The following is a 22,387-nucleotide window of genomic DNA, read 5'->3' on the forward strand; positions in this document are numbered from 1 at the left end:
CCCCGAACGCCGCTCGAGCGGCGCAACATTCAAGAACACGCGAAAGGACGAGCGCGATGAGCAAAACCCACTTCGGCTTTCAATCGGTCGACGAACAGGACAAGGCGCAGAAAGTGGCGGGGGTGTTCCACTCGGTGGCCGCCAACTACGACCTGATGAACGACCTGATGTCGGGCGGATTGCACCGGGCGTGGAAGGTGTTCACGATCGCCCAGGCGAACGTGCGGCCGGGCTACAAGGTGCTCGACATCGCGGGCGGCACGGGCGATCTGTCGAAGGCGTTCGCCAAACAGGCGGGCGAGACGGGCGAGGTCTGGCATACCGACATCAATGAATCGATGCTGCGCGTCGGCCGCGACCGGCTGCTCGACAAGGGCATCATTACGCCGACGCTGCTTTGCGATGCCGAAAAAATCCCGTTTCCGGATAACTATTTCGACGTCGTGACGGTCGCATTCGGCTTGCGCAACATGACGCATAAAGACATCGCGCTCGCCGAGATGCGCCGTGTGCTGAAACCGGCCGGGCGGCTGCTCGTGCTCGAGTTCTCGAAGGTATGGGACCCGCTGAAGAAGGTCTACGATCTGTATTCGTTCAAGGTGTTGCCGTGGCTCGGCGAGCGCTTCGCCAAGGACGCGGAAAGCTACCAGTACCTAGCGGAATCGATCCGCATGCATCCTGACCAGGAAACTTTGAAAACTATGATGGAACAAGCTGGTCTCGACGGCGTCAAATATTACAATTTGTCAGCTGGCGTGGTAGCGTTGCATGTGGGGACCAAATACTAGGGTCCCTAACCCATCGATTTTTAAAGGAAAGTGCGAAATGTCCGATTCGAATTTGTTATCTGCTCGTAAGGTTAAGGGGTCGCTGGCGAGAAGAATCGGACTGATCGCGATGGTCGGTCTGCTGACGGCCGGCACACTTGCCTCTCTCGACGCCGAAGCACGCCGCATGGGCGGAGGCCGTAGCTTCGGCCGTCAATCGAACAGTCTGCAGCAGCAGCGTCAGACGCCGCCGCCGTCCCAGCCGGCGCAGAACAATCAGGCCACGCAGCAGAGCGCGCAACCGGCGGCTCCTGCAACCAAGCCCACGCCGCCCGCCGCGCCGAACCGCAATCGCTGGCTCGGGCCGATCGCCGGTCTCGCGGCCGGTCTGGGCATCGCCGCGTTGCTGTCACATTTCGGGCTCGGCGAGGCGTTCGCCGGCATGTTCGCCAACGTGATCGTGATTGCGCTGATCGCGATGGTCGTGATCTGGCTCATCCGCCGCTTTACCGGCCGCAAGCGCGATGCGGCGCAACCGGCTTATGCGGGCACGGCGCCGTCGCTGAACACCAAAGGCACCGACTATATTCAGGAGCCGCGTTACACCGCGCCGCCGACCGGCTCGTATCTCGAACCGCAAGGCAACCCGTTGACGACGCCATCGCTCGGCGCGACGCCGTCGGTGCCGGCCGGGTTCGATTCGGAAGCGTTTCTGCGTAACGCGAAGGTGTACTTCGTGCGCCTGCAGGCCGCGTGGGACGTCGGCAATGTCGATGACATCCGCGAATTCACGACGCCGGAAATGTTCGCCGAAGTGCGCGTCGATCTCACCGCGCGCGGCACGCAGCCGAACCAGACCGACGTCGTGCAGTTGAACGCCGAGCTGCTCGGCGTCGAGGAGCGCGCGACCGAATACTTCGCGAGCGTGCGCTTCTCCGGTTTGATCCGCGAGGCGCCGGGCGCGGCGGCCGAGCCGTTCGTCGAAGTCTGGAATCTGACGAAGGCGAACCGCCCTGGCGAAGGATGGCTGCTTGCCGGCATCCAGCAGGTCGAGCAACACTGAGATGCCGAAGCATCGATCGAAAAAAGCCGGCCACGGCACGGCGATTCCTCGCCTCGCGCATCGCTTAGGCCGTTCGGCATAGCAGGCCGCGAAGCGAACGGACGTTACAATGGGAGCCCGCGCAAGCACCTCGCTCGCGCGGGTTTTTTCTTGCCACCTTCGATGACCCTCGCCGCCAAGCCCTTCGCTGCTGCTGTCAATCATCTGCTCGCCCGCGAATCGTGGGCCCGCGAGCGCCTCGCCCCGTACGCGGGCAAGACCGCACGCCTGTCATGTCCACCGGTTGTGCTTGCACTGCTCGTGCAGCCCGACGGCTATCTCGGCACGCTCGACGAAGCCGATGCGCATCAGTTCGACGTAACCGTCTCGGTGCCGTCCGACGCACTGCCGGCCTTCCTGCAAGGTGGCCAGGCCGCAGTGATGAAGCACGTGAAGATCGAGGGCGACGCCGAGTTCGCGACCGTGATTGCGAAGCTCGCCGAGCATCTGCGCTGGGAGCCGGAGGAAGATCTCGCGAAGCTGATCGGTGATGGGCCCGCGTGGCGCATCACGTCGCTCGTGCGTTCGGTCGGCGAGCATGTGCAACGCACCGGCCGCAACCTGCTCGACACGGCAGCCGAGTATCTGCTCGACGAGAATCCGCAACTGGTGCGCCGCACCGCGCTCGCGGACTTCAACGTCGAACTGGCGCGCGCGCGTGATTCGCTCGCGCGCGTCGAAAAGCGCATCGAGCGTCTCGAACAGAAGGTCGAAGCCCGCGGCGCGCAAGCGTCGGGCGGCGCCGCCACGTCGCGCGGCACGCGCTAGTCAACGGGCCCAGCCATGCGTTTTCTGCGTTTTCTCAAGATATTTTTCACGGTCATCCGCTTCGGCCTCGACGAAATGATGTTGAGCCGCATCAATGATCGGCGCGTGCGTCTGCTGTTGCGTATCACGACGCTCGGCCGCAAGTTCGATGCGCCTCCAGGTGTGCGTCTGCGGCTCGCACTCGAAAGCCTAGGGCCTATCTTCGTCAAGTTCGGCCAGGTGCTGTCGACCCGTCGCGATCTGCTGCCGGTCGACATCGCCAACGAACTCGCGAAGCTGCAGGACCAGGTGCCCCCGTTCGATTCCGCGGTCGCGATCGCGCTCGTCGAGAAGTCGCTCGGCGCGCCGGTCGACGTGTTGTTCGACGATTTCGAGCGGGTGCCGGTCGCGAGCGCGTCGATCGCGCAGGTTCACTTCGCGACGGTGAAGGCCGGCCAGCACGCAGGCAAGGCGGTCGCGGTGAAGGTGCTGCGCCCCAACATGCTGCCGGTGATCGATTCCGACCTCGCGCTGTTGCGCGACATCGCCGTGTGGGCCGAGCGTCTGTGGGCCGACGGCAAACGCCTGAAGCCGCGCGAAGTGGTCGCCGAATTCGACAAGTATCTGCACGACGAACTCGACCTGATGCGCGAGGCTGCCAACGGTAGCCAGTTGCGGCGCAATTTCCAGGGGCTCGACCTGCTGCTCGTACCCGAGATGTACTGGGAATTCTGCACGCCCACGGTGCTCGTGATGGAGCGCATGGTCGGTGTGCCGATCAGCCAGGTCGACACATTGCGCGCGGCGGGCGTCGATATCCCGAAGCTCGCGCGCGAGGGCGTCGAGATTTTCTTCACGCAGGTGTTCCGCGACGGCTTTTTCCACGCCGACATGCACCCCGGCAACATCCAGGTGAGCCTCGATCCCGCGCACTTCGGCCGCTATATCGCGCTCGACTTCGGCATCATCGGCGCGCTGTCGGACTTCGATAAAAACTACCTCGCGCAAAACTTCCTCGCGTTCTTCAAGCGCGACTACCATCGCGTCGCGACGCTGCATCTGGAGTCGGGCTGGGTGCCGCCGACCACGCGTGTCGAGGAGCTCGAAAGCGCGATCCGCGCGGTCTGCGAACCGTACTTCGATCGCGCGCTGAAGGACATTTCGCTCGGCCAGGTGCTGATGCGTCTGTTCTCGACGTCGCGCCGCTTTAACGTCGAGATCCAGCCGCAGCTCGTGTTGCTGCAAAAGACGATGCTGAACGTGGAAGGCCTCGGCCGTTCGCTCGATCCCGAACTGGATCTCTGGAAGACCGCGAAGCCTTACCTCGAGCGCTGGATGAACGAGCAGATCGGCTTGCGCGGCTGGTACGAGCGTTTGAAGATCGAGGCGCCGCAGTGGAGCAAGACGCTGCCGCAGTTGCCGCGTCTCGTCCACAACATGCTGGCCGAGCGCCATCATCCAGTGGGCGGCGCGAACGACGACGTGATCCGCCAGATCCTGCTCGAGCAGAAGCGCACCAACCGTCTGCTGCAAGGCCTGCTGCTGTTCGGCGTGGCGGTCGGCGTCGGCGCGATGCTGGCGCGGGCGTTCCTGGCGCTCGCATATGGCGGTTGAGTGCGGCTGACGGCCCATTGGCCGCGCTGTGTTTCAGCGGCGGTGTCAGCCGCGGCTTGCGGTGACGACAGGGGCAAACCTGAACGAGGCATCCGATGAGCGATCCGACCCAACCCCCCATGCCCGATTTCGCGAACCGCGACCCCAACTCGCCCGAATTCTGGGACGAACGTTTCGAGCGCCGTTACACGCCGTGGGACCAGGCGGGCGTGCCGTCCGCGTTTCGCGCATTCGCTGACCGGCACCGCGACGCCGCCGTGCTGATTCCAGGCTGCGGCAGTGCCCACGAAGCGGCATGGCTCGCGCGTCGGGGCAACCCGGTGCGCGCGATTGACTTCTCCGCCGCCGCCGTCGCGGCGGCACGCGAGCAACTCGGCGCGCAGCACGCATCGCTGGTCGAGCAGGCGGACTTTTTCAGCTATGCGCCGCCGTTCACGCCGGCATGGATCTATGAGCGCGCGTTCTTCTGCGCGCTGCCGCCGACGCGCCGCGCCGACTATGCGCAACGCATGGTCGAACTGCTGCCGTCCGGCGGGTTACTCGCGGGGTACTTTTTTATCGGCGCGACGCCGAAGGGGCCGCCGTTCGGCATCGAACGCGATGAGCTCGACGCGCTGTTCACGCCACACTTCGAGCTTATCGAAGACGAAGCGGTCGACGACTCGATCGCCGTTTTTGCCGGACACGAGCGCTGGCTCACCTGGCGGCGTCGCGGCTAACGCCACGCGCCGCTCTTAAGAGATCCGCGGGATGCCCCCATCTGGCGCGGTGGCGGGCGCGTCACGCGTCCGCTTCCCGAAATCCGGGGAACGGACATCGTTTGCGGCTATAATTCAAGGCTTTGCAAGCGTTTACAAGATTTCAGTAGGGATTTGGAGTAGGAAAGGATCATGCCGATCTACGCTTATCGTTGCGGGTCATGCGGCTTTGGGAAGGACGTGCTCCAGAAGATGAGCGACCCCCAGTTGACGCAGTGCCCCGAGTGCGGAAAAGACACCTTTAGCAAGCAACTCACCGCCGCCGGCTTCCAGTTGAAAGGCTCCGGATGGTACGTGACCGATTTTCGCGGTGGCAGCGGCGGGACGAGCGCGCCGGCCGCGTCGGAAGCGAAGTCCGAGCCGTCCGCGGCCGCTGCCTCGGCTGAACAGGCTGCCCCGGCCGCGCCCGCGGCCCCCGCCGCAGCGCCCGCCGCCGCGAGCGCGAGCGGTTCCGGCAGCGCCTAGTGGGACCGCCGCCCCGCGCGGGCGGCGTATCTACCGCGCATGGGCTTCGGCCTGCGCAGCTTTTTGGCGGTACACATGACGACGAAGAAATTCACGCTCAAATCGGTGTTTCTGACCGGCCTGCTGGTGCTGGTGCCTCTGGCTATCACACTGTGGGTGCTCGGTCTGATCATCGGCACGATGGACCAGACGCTGTTGCTGCTGCCTACTTCGTGGCAGCCGGAACGCGCGATCGGCTATCGCTTGCCGGGCCTCGGCGCGGTGCTCACGCTCGCGTTCATCTTCGTCGTCGGGCTGTTGACGCAGAACTTTATTGGGCAGAAGCTCGTGCAGTGGTGGGAACTGCTGGTCGCGCACATTCCGGTGGTCGGCCCGCTCTATACCAGCGTCAAGCAGGTGTCCGACACGCTGCTGTCGAGCAGCGGCAATGCATTCCGCAAGGCGCTGCTGATCGAGTACCCGCGCCGCGGTTCCTATACGATCGCGTTTCTGACCGGCATCCCGGGCGGCGACGTGGCCAACCATCTGAAGGAAGATTACGTCAGCGTGTACGTGCCGACCACGCCGAACCCGACGTCCGGCTTCTTCCTGATGGTGCCGAAAAGCGAAGTGATCGAGCTCGACATGACGGTCGACGCTGCGCTCAAGTACATCGTCTCGATGGGCGTCGTGGCGCCGTCCGCGCCACCGCCGGCGCCGGTGCGCCGCACCACCGTCGAGCCTCCGCTGTAATGCCGGCGCGCAACGCTTCATGCAGGATCGTCTGCGGCGCGCCGTTCAACCAATGCAAAACGAAAGACAAACATCATGTCGATGAGATCTGAATACTGCGGTCTGGTGACCGAAGAACTGCTGGGCCAATCCGTCTCGCTGTGCGGCTGGGTAAGCCGCCGCCGCGACCATGGCGGCGTCATCTTCATCGACCTGCGCGATCGCGAAGGGCTCGTTCAGGTCGTCTGCGATCCGGATCGCGCGGACATGTTCAAGATTGCCGAAGGCGTGCGCAACGAGTTCTGCGTGCAGATCAAGGGCGTCGTGCGCGGTCGTCCGGAAGGCACGACCAACGCGTCGCTGAAGAGCGGCAAGATCGAAGTGCTGTGCCACGAGCTGATCGTGCTGAACGCGTCGGTCACACCGCCGTTCCAGCTCGACGACGACAACCTGTCGGAAACCACGCGTCTCACGCATCGCGTGCTCGACCTGCGCCGTCCGCAGATGCAGCACAACCTGCGTCTGCGCTATCGCGTCGCGATCGAAGTGCGCAAGTACCTCGACGAGCAAGGCTTCATCGACATCGAAACGCCGATGCTGACGAAGAGCACGCCGGAAGGCGCGCGCGACTACCTCGTGCCGTCGCGTACGAACCCGGGCCAGTTCTTCGCGCTGCCGCAGTCGCCGCAGCTGTTCAAGCAGTTGCTGATGGTCGCGAACTTCGACCGTTACTACCAGATCACCAAGTGCTTCCGCGACGAAGACCTGCGCGCCGACCGTCAGCCGGAATTCACGCAGATCGACTGCGAAACCTCGTTCCTGTCGGAGCAGGAAATTCGCGATCTGTTCGAGGCGATGATCCGTCACGTGTTCAAGACGACGATCGGCGTTGCGCTCGACGAGAAATTCCCGGTCATGGAATACGCGGAAGCGATGCGCCGCTTCGGTTCGGACAAGCCGGACCTGCGCGTGAAGCTCGAGTTCACCGAGCTGACCGACGCGATGCGCGACGTCGACTTCAAGGTGTTCAGCACGCCGGCCAACACGAAGGACGGCCGCGTCGCGGCGCTGCGCGTGCCGAAGGGCGGCGAGCTGTCGCGTGGCGACATCGACAGCTACACGGAATTCGTGCGCATCTACGGCGCGAAGGGCCTCGCGTGGATCAAGGTCAACGAAGCGGCGAAGGGCCGTGACGGTCTGCAAAGCCCGATCGTCAAGAACCTGCACGACGAAGCGCTGAAGGCGATCATCGAGCGCACCGGCGCGCAAGACGGCGACATCATTTTCTTCGCGGCTGATCGCGCAAAGGTCGTCAACGACAGCCTCGGCGCACTGCGCCTGAAGATCGGTCATTCGGAGTTCGGCAAGGCCAACGGTCTAGTCGAGTCCGGCTGGAAGCCGCTGTGGGTCGTCGACTTCCCGATGTTCGAATACGACGAGGAAGACAACCGCTACGTCGCCGCGCATCACCCGTTCACGAGCCCGAAGGACGAGCACCTCGAGTACCTCGAAACAGACCCGGCGCGCTGCCTCGCGAAGGCCTACGACATGGTGCTGAACGGCTGGGAAATCGGCGGCGGCTCGGTGCGTATCTATCGTGAGGAAGTGCAGAGCAAGGTGTTCCGCGCGCTGAAGATCAACGCGGAAGAAGCGCAGGCCAAGTTCGGCTTCCTGCTCGACGCGCTGCAATACGGCGCGCCGCCGCACGGCGGTATCGCGTTCGGTCTGGACCGCATCGTCACGATGATGGCCGGCGCCGACTCGATCCGCGACGTGATCGCGTTCCCGAAGACGCAACGCGCGCAGGATCTGCTCACGCAGGCGCCGAGCGAAGTCGACGAGCGCCAGCTGCGCGAGCTACACATCCGTCTGCGTTCGCCGGAACCGAAGGTGTAAAACCGTGGCCGCTTCGCGCGGCCGCGAAAAAGCCACACGAGCGAAACGAAAAGGCGCTGAGGTGTTCTCCACCTCAGCGCCTTTTTCATTTTTTGCGTTACAGTGAAGCCACCGCTTTCCCGACCCTTTCGACCGTCATCCGACATGTACCGCGCGTCGCGTCGCGCCCAGTTTTGAGCCATGCCGAAACCGCCGAAAATTCCGCAGTCCGTCCTCGTCATCATTCATACGCCCGCGCTCGACGTGCTGCTGCTCGAACGCGCCGACCATGCCGCGTTCTGGCAGTCGGTAACGGGTTCGAAAGACCGGCTCGACGAACCGCTCGCCGACACGGCGGTGCGTGAAGTCGGCGAGGAAACCGGCATCATGATCGGCGGCGCGCTGGTGCCGCGCAGCGCGTTGTTCGACTGGCAGTACTCGATCGACTACGAGATCTACCCGGAATTTCGTTACCGCTACGAAGCGGGCGTGCTCTACAACACCGAGCACTGGTTCAGCCTGCAGGTACCCGAGCGTATCGACGTGTCGCTCGCGCCGCGTGAACACACCGCCTATATGTGGCTGCCGTATGAAGAGGCCGCATCGCGCTGCTTTTCGTCGTCGAATGCCGATGCGATCCTGCAGTTGCCGCACCGCCTCGCCGCGCGCCCGATCGACCCCCAATCCGGCCAGCTGGCCGGGGAGCGTGGCCAGTGAGCGCAGGCGGTTCGGGCCGTCTCGCGCGTCTGCGGCATACGTTGCTCGGCCGTCGTTACTTTCAGCGCTACCGCTTCACCGGCAACAACCAGGTCGAGCTCCTGCGCTCCGGCGACGACTTCTTCGACGCGCTGATTGAGCGCATCGATGCTGCAGAGCACAGCGTCGCGCTCGAAACCTACATCTTCTGCGACGACGAAGCCGGCCACGCGGTCAGCGAGGCGTTGCTGCGCGCGGCCGCGCGCGGCGTCAGGGTGCGCGTCATCACCGACGGAATCGGCACCGCGCGCCTGAAAATGTTCGAGCAATGGCCGGCGGGCGGCATCGAGCATCGCATCTACAACCCGCATCTGTTCGGCCGCTTCGGCTTTTCGCGCACGCACCGCAAACTGGCGGTGATCGACGATCGGATCGCGTATTGCGGCGGCATCAATATCGTCGATGACTACGAGAACAACGGCGAGAAGCTGCCCTACCACCGCTGGGACTTCGCGGTCGAACTGCGCGGGCCGGTGGTCGCTGACGTGCGCGACGCGATCGAGGTGCAGTGGCGGCGGATTCGCCTCGGCCATCGGCCGCTCGATTCGATCGGGCCAGACGTGTCGTCGCAGGACGCCAACTCGCTCGGCAGTCTGCGCCGGCGCCGGCGGCGCCGCAACGAGGAGCTGTGGGCCGGCGGCGAGCCGTGCGTCGCGTTCGTCGCGCGCGATAACCTGATCAACCGCCGTGCGATCGAAAAGGCCTATCTGGCCGCGATCGGCCAGGCACGCCATGAAATTCTGCTGGCGAATCCGTACTTCATGCCGGGGCGCAAGCTGCGCCGCGCGCTGGTGTTCGCGGCGCGGCGCGGCGTGGTCGTGAAGCTGATCATCGGGCGCAAGGAGTTCAAGGCGCTCGATTACGCGGTGCCGTTCCTGTACCACGCACTGCTGCGCGCGGGCGTGCAGGTCGCCGAATACGAGAAGACGCTGCTGCACGGCAAGGTCGCGGTGGTCGATTCGAACTGGGGCACGGTCGGTTCGTCGAATCTCGATGCGCTCAGCCTGATGCTCAACAACGAAGCGAACGTCGTGCTCGTCAACGATCCGTCGATCGCGAAACTTCGCGAGGCGATTCTCGATGCGTTTACGGACGCACGCCGGATCGATGAAGCGCACTACGAATCGCGACCGGCGCGCTTGCGCGCGCTGAGCTGGATCGCGTACACGAGCTACCGGGTCGCGATGAAACTGCTGACGGTGGGCGGCTACGATTGACACCAAGAGAACACGCGCGCACTCGTCGGCAACCGTCAATACAAGGCAAACGCCTCTAAAAAATCTGATTGATCTGATGGTCGAAAGCCGCAAAATTAGAGGCCGGTTAGAAACCGGTTTCTAATAAAGTCCTTGTTTCTAGGACGGCAAGCACTCAATAATAGTACGGCCGTTCGATTTTTGATTCGGTCACGTTAGAACGGTAGAACAGCTATGCGAAAAGGCGAACAAACCCGAGCCGCGATTCTCGACGCAGCACTCGATCTGGCAGGCCGAGACGGACTGGAAGGTCTGACGATTGGCCTGCTCGCCGAGCGCATGCAGATGAGCAAGAGCGGCGTGTTCGCGCATTTTGGGTCGCGCGAGGATCTGCAGGTCGAGGTCGTGCGCGAGTATCACCGCCGTTTCGAAGACGAGGTGTTTTTCCCGAGCCTGCGCGAGCCGCGTGGTCTGCCGCGCTTGCGCGCGATGATTTCCCGCTGGTTCGAGAAGCGCATTCAGGAAGTCACGACCGGATGCATCTACATCAGCGGCGCCGTCGAATACGACGATCGCGCGGACAGCCAGGTGCGCGAGCAACTGGTGGCGAGCGTGACGACGTGGCGTGCGGCGCTCACGCGCGCGATTTCGCAAGCGATGGAAGAAGGGCATCTGCGCGCCGATACCGACCCGCAGCTGATGCTGTTCGAACTGTATAGCGTCACGCTCGGCCTGCATCACGACGCGCGCTTCCTGCATTTGCCGGATGCGGTGCGCCTTACGTGGGCCGCGCTGGAAAAACTGATTAATTCGTATCAGAGCGAAAGCCGTTAGCTGCGTCGCCGGAACTTACCGGAAACGCGCGGCGCACAAGGTCCTACACGGACCCGGCCAACGGCCTGGCTTTTTGTCAATCCAGGGAGAGGAAGTCATGGGACAGTACGCCGCGCCGCTGCGCGACATGCAATTCGTGTTGCACGAACTGCTCAACGTCGAAGCCGAACTTCGGCACATGCCGAAGCACGCCGATCTCGATGCCGACACGATCAACGCGGTGCTCGAGGAAGCCGGCAAGTTCTGCTCCGAAGTGCTGTTCCCGCTCAACCACAGCGGCGATCAGGAAGGCTGCACGTATGCCGGCGACGGCGTCGTGACCACGCCGAAGGGCTTCAAGGAAGCCTATCAGCAATACGTCGAAGCCGGCTGGCCGGCGCTTGGCTGCGACCCGGAATTCGGCGGTCAGGGGTTGCCCGCGTTCGTCAACAACGCGCTCTATGAAATGCTGAACTCGGCGAATCAGGCGTGGACGATGTATCCGGGCCTGTCGCACGGCGCGTACGAATGCCTGCACGCGCATGGCACGCCGGAACTGCAGCAGCGCTATCTGCCGAAGCTCGTCGCAGGCGTCTGGACCGGCACGATGTGTCTGACCGAGCCGCATTGCGGCACCGACCTCGGCATTCTGCGCACCAAGGCGGAGCCGAATGGCGACGGCTCGTACTCGATCAGCGGCACGAAGATCTTCATCTCGAGCGGTGAACACGATCTGGCGGAGAACATCGTTCACCTCGTGCTCGCGCGTCTGCCGGATGCGCCGAAGGGCACCAAGGGCATATCGCTCTTCATCTTGCCGAAGTTCGTGCCGAACGAAGCGGGCGAGCCCGGCGAGCGCAATGGCGTCAAGTGCGGCTCGATCGAGCACAAGATGGGCATTCACGGCAACGCGACCTGCGTGATCAATCTCGACAACGCGAAGGGCTGGATGGTCGGCGAGCCGAACAAAGGCCTGAATGCGATGTTCGTGATGATGAATGCCGCGCGTCTCGGCGTCGGCATGCAGAGCCTCGGCCTCACCGAAGTCGCCTATCAGAACTCGCTCACGTATGCGAAAGAGCGTCTGCAAATGCGTTCGCTGACCGGTCCGAAGGCGCCGGAGAAGGCCGCCGATCCGATCATCGTGCATCCGGACGTGCGCCGCATGCTGCTCACGCAAAAGGCCTACGCCGAAGCCGGCCGCGCGTTCTCGTACTGGTCGGCGCTGCAGATCGACAAGGAGCTGTCGCACGCCGACGAAGCCGAGCGCAAGGAAGCCGCCGACCTCGTCGCATTGCTCACGCCGATCCTGAAGGCGTTCTTGTCGGACAACGCGTTCGAAGGCACCAATCACGCGATGCAGATCTACGGCGGCCACGGCTTCATCGCCGAATGGGGCATGGAGCAGTACGTGCGCGACGCGCGCATCAATATGATCTACGAAGGCACCAACGGCATCCAGTCGCTCGATCTGCTCGGCCGCAAGGTACTCGGCGACATGGGCGCGAAGCTGAAGAAGTTCGGCAAGCTCGTCGCCGAGTTCGTCGAAGCCGAAGGCATCAAGCCGGAAATGCAGGAGTTCGTGAACCCGCTCGCCGACATCGGTGAAAAGGTGCAGAAGCTGACGATGGAAATCGGCATGAAGGCGATGCAGAACCCGGACGAAGTCGGCGCCGCGGCCGTGCCGTATCTGCGCACGGTCGGCCATCTGGTGTTCTCGTACTTCTGGGCGCGCATGGCACGTATCGCGCTGGACAAAGAGGCATCGGGCGATCCGTTCTACAAGGCGAAGCTCGCGACCGCGCGGTTCTACTTCGCGAAGCTCCTGCCCGAGACGGCGATGACGATCCGCCAGGCGCGGGCCGGTTCCAAGCCGATGATGGACATCGAAGAAGCGTTGTTCTAACGCTCACAGATAGAGCGAGGCGCCCGCGCGCAGCGAACCCGCGCTGCCTCGCTCCAGACCACACACCTCGCGCGAAGCATGGCTGACGCTTCGCGCCACCGCACAACTCTCCGGAGAAACGACGTGAGCAATCTGATCATTCGCAAGGTAGCCGTGCTCGGCGCCGGCGTGATGGGCGCGCAGATCGCCGCGCACCTGATCAACGCCAAGGTGCCCGTGCTGCTGTTCGATTTGCCCGCCAAGGAAGGCCCGAAAAACGGCATCGCGCTGAAGGCGATCGAGAATCTGAAGAAGCTGTCGCCGGCGCCGTTCGGCGTGAAGGACGACGCGCAATACATCCAGCCCGCGAACTACGACGACGACATCGAAAAGCTCGCCGAGTGCGACCTCGTGATCGAAGCGATCGCCGAACGCATGGACTGGAAGCACGACCTGTACAAGAAGGTCGCGCCGCACATCGGTCCGAACGCGATCTTCGCGACCAATACGTCGGGGCTGTCGATCACCGCATTGTCCGAAGGTTTCTCGGACGAACTGAAGGCGCGCTTCTGCGGGGTGCACTTCTTCAATCCGCCGCGCTACATGCATCTGGTCGAACTGATCCCGACCGCGACGACGCGTCCGGAAATTCTCGATCAGCTCGAAACCTTCCTGACCAGCGTGGTCGGCAAAGGCGTCGTGCGCGCGAAGGACACGCCGAACTTCATCGCGAATCGCGTCGGCGTTTTCTCGATCCTCGCGGTTGTCGCCGAAGCCGAGAAGTTCGGCCTGCGTTTCGACGAGGTGGACGACCTGACCGGCGCGCGCCTCGGCCGCGCGAAGTCGGCGACGTTCCGCACCGCCGACGTGGTCGGTCTCGACACGATGGCGCATGTGATCAAGACGATGCAGGACACACTGCCGGACGATCCGTTCTTGCCGGTCTACGAAACGCCGGCCGTGCTAGCTGAACTGGTGAAGAAGGGCGCGCTCGGCCAGAAGAGCGGTGCCGGCTTCTACCGCAAGGAAGGCAAGGCGATCAAGGTGCTCGATCCGAAGACCGGCAACTACGTCGACGGCGGCGGCAAGGCGGACGAAATCGTCGGCCGCATCCTGAAGCGTCCGGCTGCCGAACGCCTGAAGCTGTTGCGCGAAACGCAGCATCCACAGGCGCAGTTCCTGTGGTCGATCTTCCGCGATGTCTATCACTACATCGCCGTGCATCTGGAGTCGATCGCCGACAACGCGCGCGACGTCGATCTCGCGATCCGCTGGGGCTTCGGCTGGAACGAAGGCCCGTTCGAAGGCTGGCAGACGGCCGGCTGGAAGCAGGTCGCCGAGTGGGTGCAGCAAGACATCGCGGCGGGCAAGGCGCTCGCCGACGTGCCGCTGCCGTCGTGGGTGCTCGAAGGCGCGGTCGCCGACAAGGGCGGCGTGCACACGGCCGAAGGTTCCTGGTCGCCGGCTACGCAGAGCTTCGTGCCGCGCTCGTCGCTCGACGTGTACAAGAAGCAGGTGTTCCGCGCGCCGCTCGTCGGCGAAACCGGCGCCGATCCGAAGACCTACGGCAAGACGCTGTTCGAGACCGATGCGGTGCGCGCATGGGTCGACGATCGCGCGGGCGAGGACGACGTGCTGATCGTGTCGTTCAAGAGCAAGATGAACACGATCGGACCGGCGGTGATCGAGGGTCTGACGCAGGCGATCGAACTGGCCGAGAAGGACTACAAGGGCCTCGTCGTGTGGCAGCCCACGTCGCTGAAGCTGGGCACGCCGGGCGGTCCGTTCTCGGCGGGCGCGAACCTCGAAGAAGCGATGCCCGCGTTCATGATGGGCGGCGCGAAGGGCATCGAGCCGTTCGTGAAGAGTTTCCAGCAGGGCATGCTGCGCGTGAAGTACGCGAACGTGCCGGTGGTTGCGGCGATCTCGGGCATCGCGCTCGGCGGCGGCTGCGAGCTCGCGCTGCATAGCGCGAAGCGCGTCGCGCACATCGAGAGCTATCTGGGTCTCGTCGAAGTCGGCGTGGGTCTGGTGCCGGCGGGCGGCGGTCTGAAGGAAGCGGCGCTGCGTGCGGCCGAAGCGGCAAGCCAGGTCGGTGCGACCAACGATCTGCTGAAGTTCCTGCAGAAGTCGTTCGAGAACGCGGCGATGGCCAAGGTGTCGTCCTCCGCGCTCGATGCTCGCGCGATGGGCTACCTGAAGCCGTCCGACACGATCGTCTTCAACGTGTTCGAACTGCTCGACGTCGCGAAGAAGGAAGCGCGCGCGCTTGCTGCTGCGGGCTATCGTGCGCCGCTGCGCGCGACGCAGGTGCCGGTCGCGGGCCGCTCGGCGATCTCGACGATCAAGGCGTCGCTCGTCAACATGCGCGACGGCCGCTTCATCAGCGATCACGATTTCCTCATCGCGAGCCGCATCGCGGAAGCGGTGTGCGGCGGCGACGTCGAAGCGGGCAGCCTCGTCGACGAAGAATGGCTGCTGCAACTCGAGCGTCGTGCGTTCGTCGAGCTGCTCGGCACGCAGAAGACGCAGGAACGGATCATGGGCATGCTGCAGACCGGCAAGCCGGTGCGCAACTAAGCGGGCGACTGAAGAGGAACTCGAAATGACCAAGCAATTGCAAGACGCATATATCGTCGCCGCGAGCCGCACGCCGATCGGCAAGGCGCCGCGCGGCATGTTCAGGAACACGCGCCCGGATGAACTGCTGGTGCACGCGATCAAGTCGGCCGTCGCTCAGGTGCCCGGCCTCGACACCGGCGTGATCGAAGACGCGATCGTCGGCTGCGCGATTCCGGAAGCGGAGCAGGGCCTGAACGTCGCGCGGATCGGCGCGCTGCTCGCCGGTCTGCCGAACACGGTCGGCGGTGTCACGGTGAACCGCTTCTGCGCGTCGGGGCTGACCGCGCTCGCGATGGCCGCGGACCGCATCCGCGTCGGCGAGGCCGACGCGATGATCGCGGGCGGCTGCGAATCAATGAGCATGGTGCCGATGATGGGCAACAAGCCGTCGCTGTCGCCGCATATCTTCGATCGCAACGAAGACGTTGGCATCGCGTACGGCATGGGCTTGACCGCGGAGAAAGTCGCCGAGCGCTGGAAGATCAGCCGCGAAGCTCAGGACGCGTTTTCGGTCGAATCGCACCGCCGCGCGATCGCCGCACAGCAAGCCGGCGAATTCAACGACGAAATCGCCGCGTACACGATCATCGACCGCGTGCCCGATCTCGCGACCGGCGAGATCAACGTGAAAACGCGCGAGGTGAAGCTCGACGAAGGCCCGCGCGCGGACACGTCGATGGAGGGCCTGGCGAAGCTGCGCGCGGTGTTCGCGAACAAGGGCTCGGTCACGGCCGGCAACAGCTCGCAGACCTCGGACGGCGCGGGCGCGTTGATCGTCGTGTCTGAAAAGATCCTCAAGCAGTTCAACCTGACGCCGCTCGCGCGTTTCGTCAGCTTCGCGGTGCGCGGCGTGCCGCCGGAAATCATGGGCATCGGCCCGAAGGAAGCGATTCCGGCCGCGCTGAAGGCTGCGGGGCTGAAGCAGGACGACCTCGACTGGATCGAGCTGAACGAGGCGTTCGCCGCGCAGTCGCTCGCGGTGATCCAGGACCTCGGCCTCGATGCATCGAAGATCAACCCGCTCGGCGGCGCGATCGCACTGGGCCATCCGCTCGGCGCGACGGGCGCGATTCGTGCAGCGACCGTGGTGCACGGCCTGCGCCGCCGCAACTACAAGTACGGCATGGTGACGATGTGCGTCGGTACCGGCATGGGCGCGGCGGGCATCATCGAGCGTCTGTGAGCCGCTGATCTCACCGGGGATCCTTCGGTGATCCAGTGAGGACCGCGCAACGGTTCGCAGGCCGCCCGGCTTGCGAACCGTTTTTACATTCAGCAGGAGCACAAGGAGATGAGCGGGATGACGACGGATATTCTGATCGAGCGCGCCGATGCGGTGCTGACCATCAGCTTCAACCGGCCCGGCAGGAAAAATGCGATCACGGCCGCGATGTATCAGACGATGGCCGACACGCTCGTAGAAGCGCAGGGCGACGCGTCGGTGCGCGCGATCCTGATTCGCGGCAGCGCGGGCATTTTCAGCGCGGGCAACGACCTCGAAGACTTCATGAAGACGCCGCAGGTCGGCGGCAACCCCCCGGTGATCCAGTTCCTGCGCGCAATCAGCGCGGCGGAGAAGCCGCTCGTGGCGGCGGTCGCGGGGCCGGCGGTGGGCGTCGGCACGACGCTGCTGCTGCATTGCGATCTGGTCTACGCGGCCGACACCGCGAGCTTTTCGCTGCCGTTCACGCAACTCGGGCTGTGCCCGGAGGCGGCGTCGAGCTTGCTGCTGCAACGCGTAGCCGGCTATCAGGCGGCGGCGGAAAAACTGCTGCTCGGCGAGGCGTTCGACGCGGCGGAAGCGCTCCGGATGGGCCTGGTGAATCGCGTGCTGCCGGCGGGCGAAGTCGACGCGTTCGCGGCGTCGCAGGCTGCGAAGCTGGCGGCGCTGCCGGCGTCGTCGCTGCGCGTGACGAAGAGCCTGATGAAACGCGCGAGCCAACAGGAAGTGCAGACGCAGATGACCGAGGAGTTCGTGCACTTCGGCAAGATGCTGCTCGCGCCCGAGGCGCGCGAGGCTTTCAAGGCGTTCTTCGAGAAGCGCAGGCCGGATTTCCGGCAGTTCGACTGACGGACGTACGGCGCAGCCGTGCTTCGGGGCGGGTTAGCCGTGAGTCGCCGCTGCGGCGCTCCAATCGCTCAAACCCGCGGCTGCCACGTGTCGTAATCGACGTAGCTGCCTTCGCGGCAGAAGCTCACGAGCCGCACGCCCGCCTCGCGCGCAATCGCAATCGCGAGCGACGACGGCGCCGAGATCGTCGCGACCATCGGCACGTCGACGCGCGCAGCCTTGCGCACCAGTTCGTAGCTCGCGCGGCTCGACAGAAACACGAAACCGTCGCGCGTATCAGTGCGATCGAGCACGAGCTGGCCGATCAGCTTGTCGAGTGCGTTGTGGCGGCCGACATCCTCGAACGCATAGCGGATCGCGCCTTGCGCATCACACCACGCGGCCGCGTGCAGGCCGCCCGTCAAACGCGTGAGCGCCTGGTGCTCGGGCAGCGCGCGCGCGGCGCGCGCGATCGCATCGGGCGCGAGCCGCTGCAGAAAGCCGGTATCTGCTACACGCTGCGGTTTCAGATCGAGCAGATCGATGCTTTCGATGCCGCATACGCCGCAGCCGGTGCGCCCGGCGAGCGCGCGGCGCTTTTCCTTCAAACCGGCGAACGCCTGCTGCACGACCTGCAATTGCACCTCGGCATGCGGAAGTTCGCCGTGCCCGTGCAGTTCGACCTCGATGTCCTGAATATCGCTGCCGCGCTCGACGATCCCCTCGGAAATCGCGAAGCCGACCGCGAACGCTTCGAGATCGCGCGGTGTGCACATCATCACCGCGTGCGAGATGCCGTTGAACACCAGCGCGACCGGCCACTCCTGGCCGACGTGATCGGTCGCGGTTTCGATCGCCGTGCCCCGATGGCGGCGCACCTCGAGTTGCACCGCGCCGGGTTGTTCGTCGCTGTCGAGGTCGTGGGGCTGGCCGTTTGCCGCCTCGGTTGCACGTCCGTTTTCCTGTCCGTTCAAGCTGCTTCACTCCTGTAGCATGCCGCGCATTCAAGTGCCCGCCCGGCTCGCCGTATGCTTCGCGGCCGCCGCCGCGCGGGCCGCCGTCGCGCGAATAAGGTTCTAAAATACCTCAAGCGACGCCCGTACGCTGTCCGCCACCGACAAGGAGCACTGACATGGGACTCAACGAAGCACCGCTTCTGTTCGACTTCGAAGTCGCGTCTTCGGAGAATTTCACTTATATCCCGATGTCGGTGCGCTTCAATCTCGACCGGTTCGGGCTGCGCATCACGCTCGCGCAGTGGCAGCAACTGCCGCTCGAAGACCGCAAGCTGCTCGCGCGTTTCCCGGTCGAAGAAGACACGCAGATCGAACCGAATTTCGATCACGCGCTGTTCGAGATGCTGCGCACGCACGCGAACATCGAACCGGAGTGGTTCACGCCGGAGGAGTCGCCGGCCTGGCGACAAACCGACAGCGTGCCCGACGGCGTCGCGCATCAGGCGGGGCTCGCCGGACTCGCCGCGCCGAGCGTCGCGCGCTGGGCGGAGCTCGATCCATTCAAACGTTACGTGCTCGCGAAGCTGTCGCGCAAGCCCGAGGCGAACCACGATTTCGTCCCGGCGATGAAGGAATTTGGCGCGGCCGGCTAGGCGCGGCCGGCTAGACGCGGCCGGCTCCGCAACTCCCCCAATCCTCAGATTTTTTTTCACGCCGACCCTCAACCCGCTTCCGATCGCTGCCGATATCCAAAGGTTGGCGCGTAAAAGATTTGCATCGATGCGGCCCGACGCACCGGTAGCGAGCGCGCTTTCCCGCCCTCGGAACGATTGACGTTCGGAACCCATGAATCCTTTTTTGTCGAAGCGACTGCTTATCAATATTGCGGTCGTGGTCGTCGCGGTCGGTGCAAACGCGTTCGTCGCGTACACGCAGATTCGCGGGCAGCGAGACGCCGATGCGCGCCTCGCGCGCTCGACCAGCGTGCGCCAGAACCTCGATGCCTATCACGCCGCGCTCGGTAAAGCGCTCGCCGCGGTGCACCGCCTGAAGGAGTCGGGCGATCCGGTCCCGCCGGACGCGGCCGCTTCGATGACGAACACACTCGCGAGCCGCGAGGATGCACTGCGCGACGAACTCGCGAGCGAACCGTCCATGTCGGCGGCGCTCGCCAGCCTGAGCGCGGCGCGGCACGCGCTGCAGCACGATCTCGAGGACACGCTGCGCAAGCACGCGAGCGACTTACCCGGCGCGGCCAGCGCGACGTCTGGCGCGGCATCGACCGAAGCACCGATCTCGGCCCACGACGACGCGCGATTCGACGCATCCGTCGACTCCGCGCCGTCCGACCCGCAGCTTGCCCCCTCGCTAGAGCGAGTCGAAGCCGCGCTCGCCTCGTTGCGCAGCGACGAAAACCGTTCGTTGCAGATCGCGCTCGCGGCATCGGCGAGCGACAGCCAGCGCGCGATGTTCGTACTGCTCGTGACGATGCTCTGCGGCAGCGTGCTGCTGATGCTCACGTTCGGCGTGCGCGAGAACAGCGCGCGTGAAAAGCTGCGCAGCGCCCGCGCGCTGGCGCGCAACGACGAGCGTTTTCGCAGCCTGTTCGACGACCACAGAGTGCCGATGTACATCTTCGATCGCGATACGCTGCGCTTTCTCGCCGTCAACGCTGCCGCGATCGAGCAATACGGCTACACGGAAAGCAAGTTTCTGGGCATGACGATCCGCGCGATTCACCCTGATTCCGAAGTTGCGCGCCTCGAGAAGCATCTGGCGCGCAGCGCGGACTTGCGCCAGAGCCACACGATGGCGGGCATCTGGCGGCATCGGCGCAACGACGGCTCGATCATCAGCGTCAACGTGTCGTATCACGCGCTCAGCTTCATGGGCCGCGACGCGTCGTTCGTGCTGGCGGACGACGTGACCGATCAGATCAACGCCGAAGCCGAAGCGCTGCGCTCGAATCAGATGCTCGAAGCGGTGATCGACAACATTCCGCAGCGGATTTTCTGGAAGGATCTGAACTCGCGCTATCTGGGCTGCAACATGGCGTTCGCGCGCGACGCGGGGCTCGCGTATCCCGAGCAGGTGATCGGCAAGAGCGACACCGATTTGCCGTGGCGCGCGTTCGCCGATCTGCTGAACGAGCACGATCGCGAAGTCGCGAGCACCGGCGTGCCGAAGATGAACTTCGAGGTCGACTTCGTGATCGACGGCGTGCATCGCACGAGGGTCACGAGCAAGCTGCCGTTCACCGACGGCGACGGCCAGGTGATCGGCGTGCTCGGCTCGTACACCGACATCACCGAGCAAAAGCGCGCCGATCTCGCGCTGCGTCTGCAAAGCCGTGCGCTAGACGCGAGTGTCAACGCGATCCTGATCACCGCGCCGTCGCCGTCGGGCAATCTGATCGAATACGTGAATCCGGCGTTCATGCGTATCACCGGCTACGATCTCGATGAGGTGATCGGTCACGACTGCCGCGTGCTGCAACGCGACGACCGTGACCAGGAGGGCGTCGCATTGATTCGCGAGGCGCTCGCGGCGAATCGGGAGGTCAGCGCCGTGGTGCGCAACTATCGCAAGGACGGTGCGCTGTTCTGGAATCAGCTGTTCATCGCGCCGGTGCCGAACGCGGAAGGCGTGATCACCCATCATATCGGCGTCATCAACGACGTGACCGAGCTGATCCGCTACCAGGAGCAGCTCGAATACCAGGCCAACTACGACGGCCTCACGCGGCTGCCGAACCGCAACCTGCTGCGCGACAGGCTCGAACATGCGCTCGTCGTCGCGCAGCGGCATCACACGGGCGTGGCAGTCGTGTTCCTCGATCTCGACGGCTTCAAGAACGTCAACGACAGCCTCGGCCACAGCGTCGGTGACCGGCTGCTCAGCGTGGTCGCCGAACGGCTCGCGCGCTGCTCGCGCACCAGCGACACGGTTGCGCGCCACGGCGGCGACGAGTTCGTGATCGTGATGACCGACACCGTCGACGAGCAATCGCTGATCACGTGGATGGAGCGCGTGCGCGCGTCGATCGCCGAGCCGGTGTGGCTCGACGGCACCGAGCTGTACGTCGGCTGCAGCATGGGCGCGAGCCTGTTCCCGCAGGACGGCGAGGACGCCGAAACGCTGATGAAGAAGGCCGACGTCGCGATGTACCGCGCGAAGGACATGGGCCGCAACACGTTCCAGTTCTATCAGCCGGAGATGAACGCGAGCGCGGGCGCGCGCCTGAATCTCGAACGACGCCTGCGCCGCGCGCTGCGCGACAACGAGTTCCTGCTGCACTATCAGCCGCAGGTCGATATCGTCAGCGGCCAGATCGTCGGCATCGAGGCGCTGGTGCGCTGGCGCGATCCGGAGGCCGGCCTCGTGCCGCCGTCGTCGTTCATTCCGCTTGCCGAGGAAAGCGGGCTGATCGGGCCGCTGTCGGAGTGGGTGCTGCGCGAGGCGTGCCGCCAGAACAAGGCGTGGCAGGATCAGGGCTTGCCGCCGGCGCGCGTGTCGGTGAATCTGTCGGCGCGGGTGTTCCAGCAGCGCGACATCGCGAAGCTCGTGATGCAGGTGCTCGCCGAGACCGGGCTCGAACCGAAGTATCTCGAACTCGAGCTGACCGAAAGCACGATCATGCGCAATGCGGAAGAAGCGGTGTTGATGCTCAACGAGCTGCACGCGCTCGGCATCGGTCTCGCGATCGACGACTTCGGCACCGGCTATTCGAGCCTCAGCTATCTGAAGCGCTTTCCGGTGGACCGCCTGAAGATCGACCGCTCGTTCGTGTCGGATATCGGCGTGTCGGGCGACGACGAGACGATCACGTCGGCGATCATCGCGCTCGCGCATTCGCTGAAGCTGCAGGTGATCGCCGAGGGCGTGGAAACGTCCGCGCAACTCGACTTCCTGAGGGAACGCGCGTGCGACGAGATGCAGGGCTTCTATTTCGCGAAGCCGCTATCGACGGAAGGGATCTCCGAACTGCTGCACGGCGGGTTGGTGCCGGAGCCGGAGCCGGCGTGAAGGGAGCGTGACGCGCGGCGCCCAGGGGTCGCCGCGTGTCACCG

At 64.6% G+C, this 22,387-nt stretch carries 18 protein-coding genes; 17 read left to right on the forward strand and 1 reads right to left on the reverse strand.

Translation table 11 applies throughout. The features are described 5' to 3' along the window. Window positions 1-56 precede the first annotated feature (56 nt). The 15 genes from ubiE to AB4Y34_RS03910 all read left to right on the forward strand — a co-directional run bounded on the left by ubiE (window position 57) and on the right by AB4Y34_RS03910 (window position 17,382). On the forward strand, window positions 57-788 hold the full coding sequence (gene ubiE, locus AB4Y34_RS03840; protein ID WP_176122425.1) for a bifunctional demethylmenaquinone methyltransferase/2-methoxy-6-polyprenyl-1,4-benzoquinol methylase UbiE: 732 nt from the start codon (window positions 57-59) through the stop codon (window positions 786-788). A 37-nt stretch (window positions 789-825) separates the two neighbouring features. Beyond that, the gene (locus tag AB4Y34_RS03845; protein ID WP_176122426.1) at window positions 826-1,830 is read left to right on the forward strand and encodes a Tim44 domain-containing protein; all 1,005 of its coding nucleotides are present in this window, start codon (window positions 826-828) and stop codon (window positions 1,828-1,830) included. 162 nt (window positions 1,831-1,992) lie between these two features. After that, on the forward strand, window positions 1,993-2,637 hold the full coding sequence (locus AB4Y34_RS03850) for an SCP2 domain-containing protein (RefSeq protein WP_368715284.1): 645 nt from the start codon (window positions 1,993-1,995) through the stop codon (window positions 2,635-2,637). A gap of 15 nt (window positions 2,638-2,652) precedes the next feature. Then, window positions 2,653-4,230 carry a ubiquinone biosynthesis regulatory protein kinase UbiB gene (gene ubiB, locus AB4Y34_RS03855; protein ID WP_176109573.1) on the forward strand — a complete coding sequence of 526 codons (1,578 nt, stop codon included), beginning with the start codon at window positions 2,653-2,655 and terminating at the stop codon, window positions 4,228-4,230. A gap of 95 nt (window positions 4,231-4,325) precedes the next feature. Beyond that, the gene (locus AB4Y34_RS03860; RefSeq protein WP_176378978.1) at window positions 4,326-4,949 is read left to right on the forward strand and encodes a methyltransferase domain-containing protein; all 624 of its coding nucleotides are present in this window, start codon (window positions 4,326-4,328) and stop codon (window positions 4,947-4,949) included. Window positions 4,950-5,120: 171 nt separating this feature from the next. Further along, window positions 5,121-5,453 (forward strand): FmdB family zinc ribbon protein, encoded by a 333-nt coding sequence (locus tag AB4Y34_RS03865; protein WP_368715285.1) that lies wholly within the window; start codon window positions 5,121-5,123, stop codon window positions 5,451-5,453. A 75-nt stretch (window positions 5,454-5,528) separates the two neighbouring features. Next, complete coding sequence (locus AB4Y34_RS03870; protein ID WP_176122430.1) at window positions 5,529-6,185, forward strand: DUF502 domain-containing protein; 657 nt, start codon at window positions 5,529-5,531, stop codon at window positions 6,183-6,185. A 75-nt stretch (window positions 6,186-6,260) separates the two neighbouring features. Next, complete coding sequence (gene aspS / locus AB4Y34_RS03875) at window positions 6,261-8,060, forward strand: aspartate--tRNA ligase (RefSeq protein ID WP_176378981.1); 1,800 nt, start codon at window positions 6,261-6,263, stop codon at window positions 8,058-8,060. A gap of 180 nt (window positions 8,061-8,240) precedes the next feature. Next, the gene (gene nudB, locus AB4Y34_RS03880) at window positions 8,241-8,756 is read left to right on the forward strand and encodes a dihydroneopterin triphosphate diphosphatase (RefSeq protein ID WP_176378982.1); all 516 of its coding nucleotides are present in this window, start codon (window positions 8,241-8,243) and stop codon (window positions 8,754-8,756) included. Further along, window positions 8,753-10,012: a cardiolipin synthase ClsB gene (gene clsB / locus AB4Y34_RS03885; protein ID WP_368715286.1), complete on the forward strand. Its 1,260-nt coding sequence runs from the start codon at window positions 8,753-8,755 to the stop codon at window positions 10,010-10,012. Before nudB ends, clsB begins: the two co-directional genes overlap by 4 nt. Before the next feature lie 213 nt (window positions 10,013-10,225). Then, entirely contained in the window at window positions 10,226-10,825 is a 600-nt protein-coding gene (locus AB4Y34_RS03890; RefSeq protein WP_368715287.1) for a TetR/AcrR family transcriptional regulator, read from the forward strand. A gap of 97 nt (window positions 10,826-10,922) precedes the next feature. Beyond that, on the forward strand, window positions 10,923-12,710 hold the full coding sequence (locus AB4Y34_RS03895; protein WP_368715288.1) for an acyl-CoA dehydrogenase C-terminal domain-containing protein: 1,788 nt from the start codon (window positions 10,923-10,925) through the stop codon (window positions 12,708-12,710). 123 nt (window positions 12,711-12,833) lie between these two features. Beyond that, the gene (locus AB4Y34_RS03900) at window positions 12,834-15,269 is read left to right on the forward strand and encodes a 3-hydroxyacyl-CoA dehydrogenase/enoyl-CoA hydratase family protein (RefSeq protein ID WP_368715289.1); all 2,436 of its coding nucleotides are present in this window, start codon (window positions 12,834-12,836) and stop codon (window positions 15,267-15,269) included. Window positions 15,270-15,294: 25 nt separating this feature from the next. Next, on the forward strand, window positions 15,295-16,494 hold the full coding sequence (locus tag AB4Y34_RS03905) for an acetyl-CoA C-acyltransferase (protein ID WP_368715290.1): 1,200 nt from the start codon (window positions 15,295-15,297) through the stop codon (window positions 16,492-16,494). 117 nt (window positions 16,495-16,611) lie between these two features. Continuing rightward, window positions 16,612-17,382, forward strand: coding sequence for an enoyl-CoA hydratase (locus tag AB4Y34_RS03910; protein WP_368715291.1), 771 nt, complete (start codon window positions 16,612-16,614; stop codon window positions 17,380-17,382). Between the two features lie 68 nt (window positions 17,383-17,450). Here the strand turns inward: AB4Y34_RS03910 and fdhD are convergent, their stop codons facing one another. After that, window positions 17,451-18,335: a formate dehydrogenase accessory sulfurtransferase FdhD gene (gene fdhD / locus AB4Y34_RS03915; RefSeq protein WP_368715292.1), complete on the reverse strand. Its 885-nt coding sequence runs from the start codon at window positions 18,333-18,335 to the stop codon at window positions 17,451-17,453. A 158-nt stretch (window positions 18,336-18,493) separates the two neighbouring features. Here fdhD and AB4Y34_RS03920 point away from each other — a divergent pair, with 158 nt between their 5' ends. Both AB4Y34_RS03920 and AB4Y34_RS03925 read left to right on the forward strand, forming a co-directional pair. Then, complete coding sequence (locus tag AB4Y34_RS03920) at window positions 18,494-18,970, forward strand: nitrate reductase associated protein (protein ID WP_013088389.1); 477 nt, start codon at window positions 18,494-18,496, stop codon at window positions 18,968-18,970. Between the two features lie 193 nt (window positions 18,971-19,163). Further along, the gene (locus AB4Y34_RS03925) at window positions 19,164-22,343 is read left to right on the forward strand and encodes an EAL domain-containing protein (protein WP_368715293.1); all 3,180 of its coding nucleotides are present in this window, start codon (window positions 19,164-19,166) and stop codon (window positions 22,341-22,343) included. Window positions 22,344-22,387: the final 44 nt, after the last annotated feature.

It is taken from the genome of Paraburkholderia sp. BR10954 (assembly GCF_040965775.1).
Classification (GTDB): Bacteria; Pseudomonadota; Gammaproteobacteria; order Burkholderiales; family Burkholderiaceae; genus Paraburkholderia; species Paraburkholderia youngii.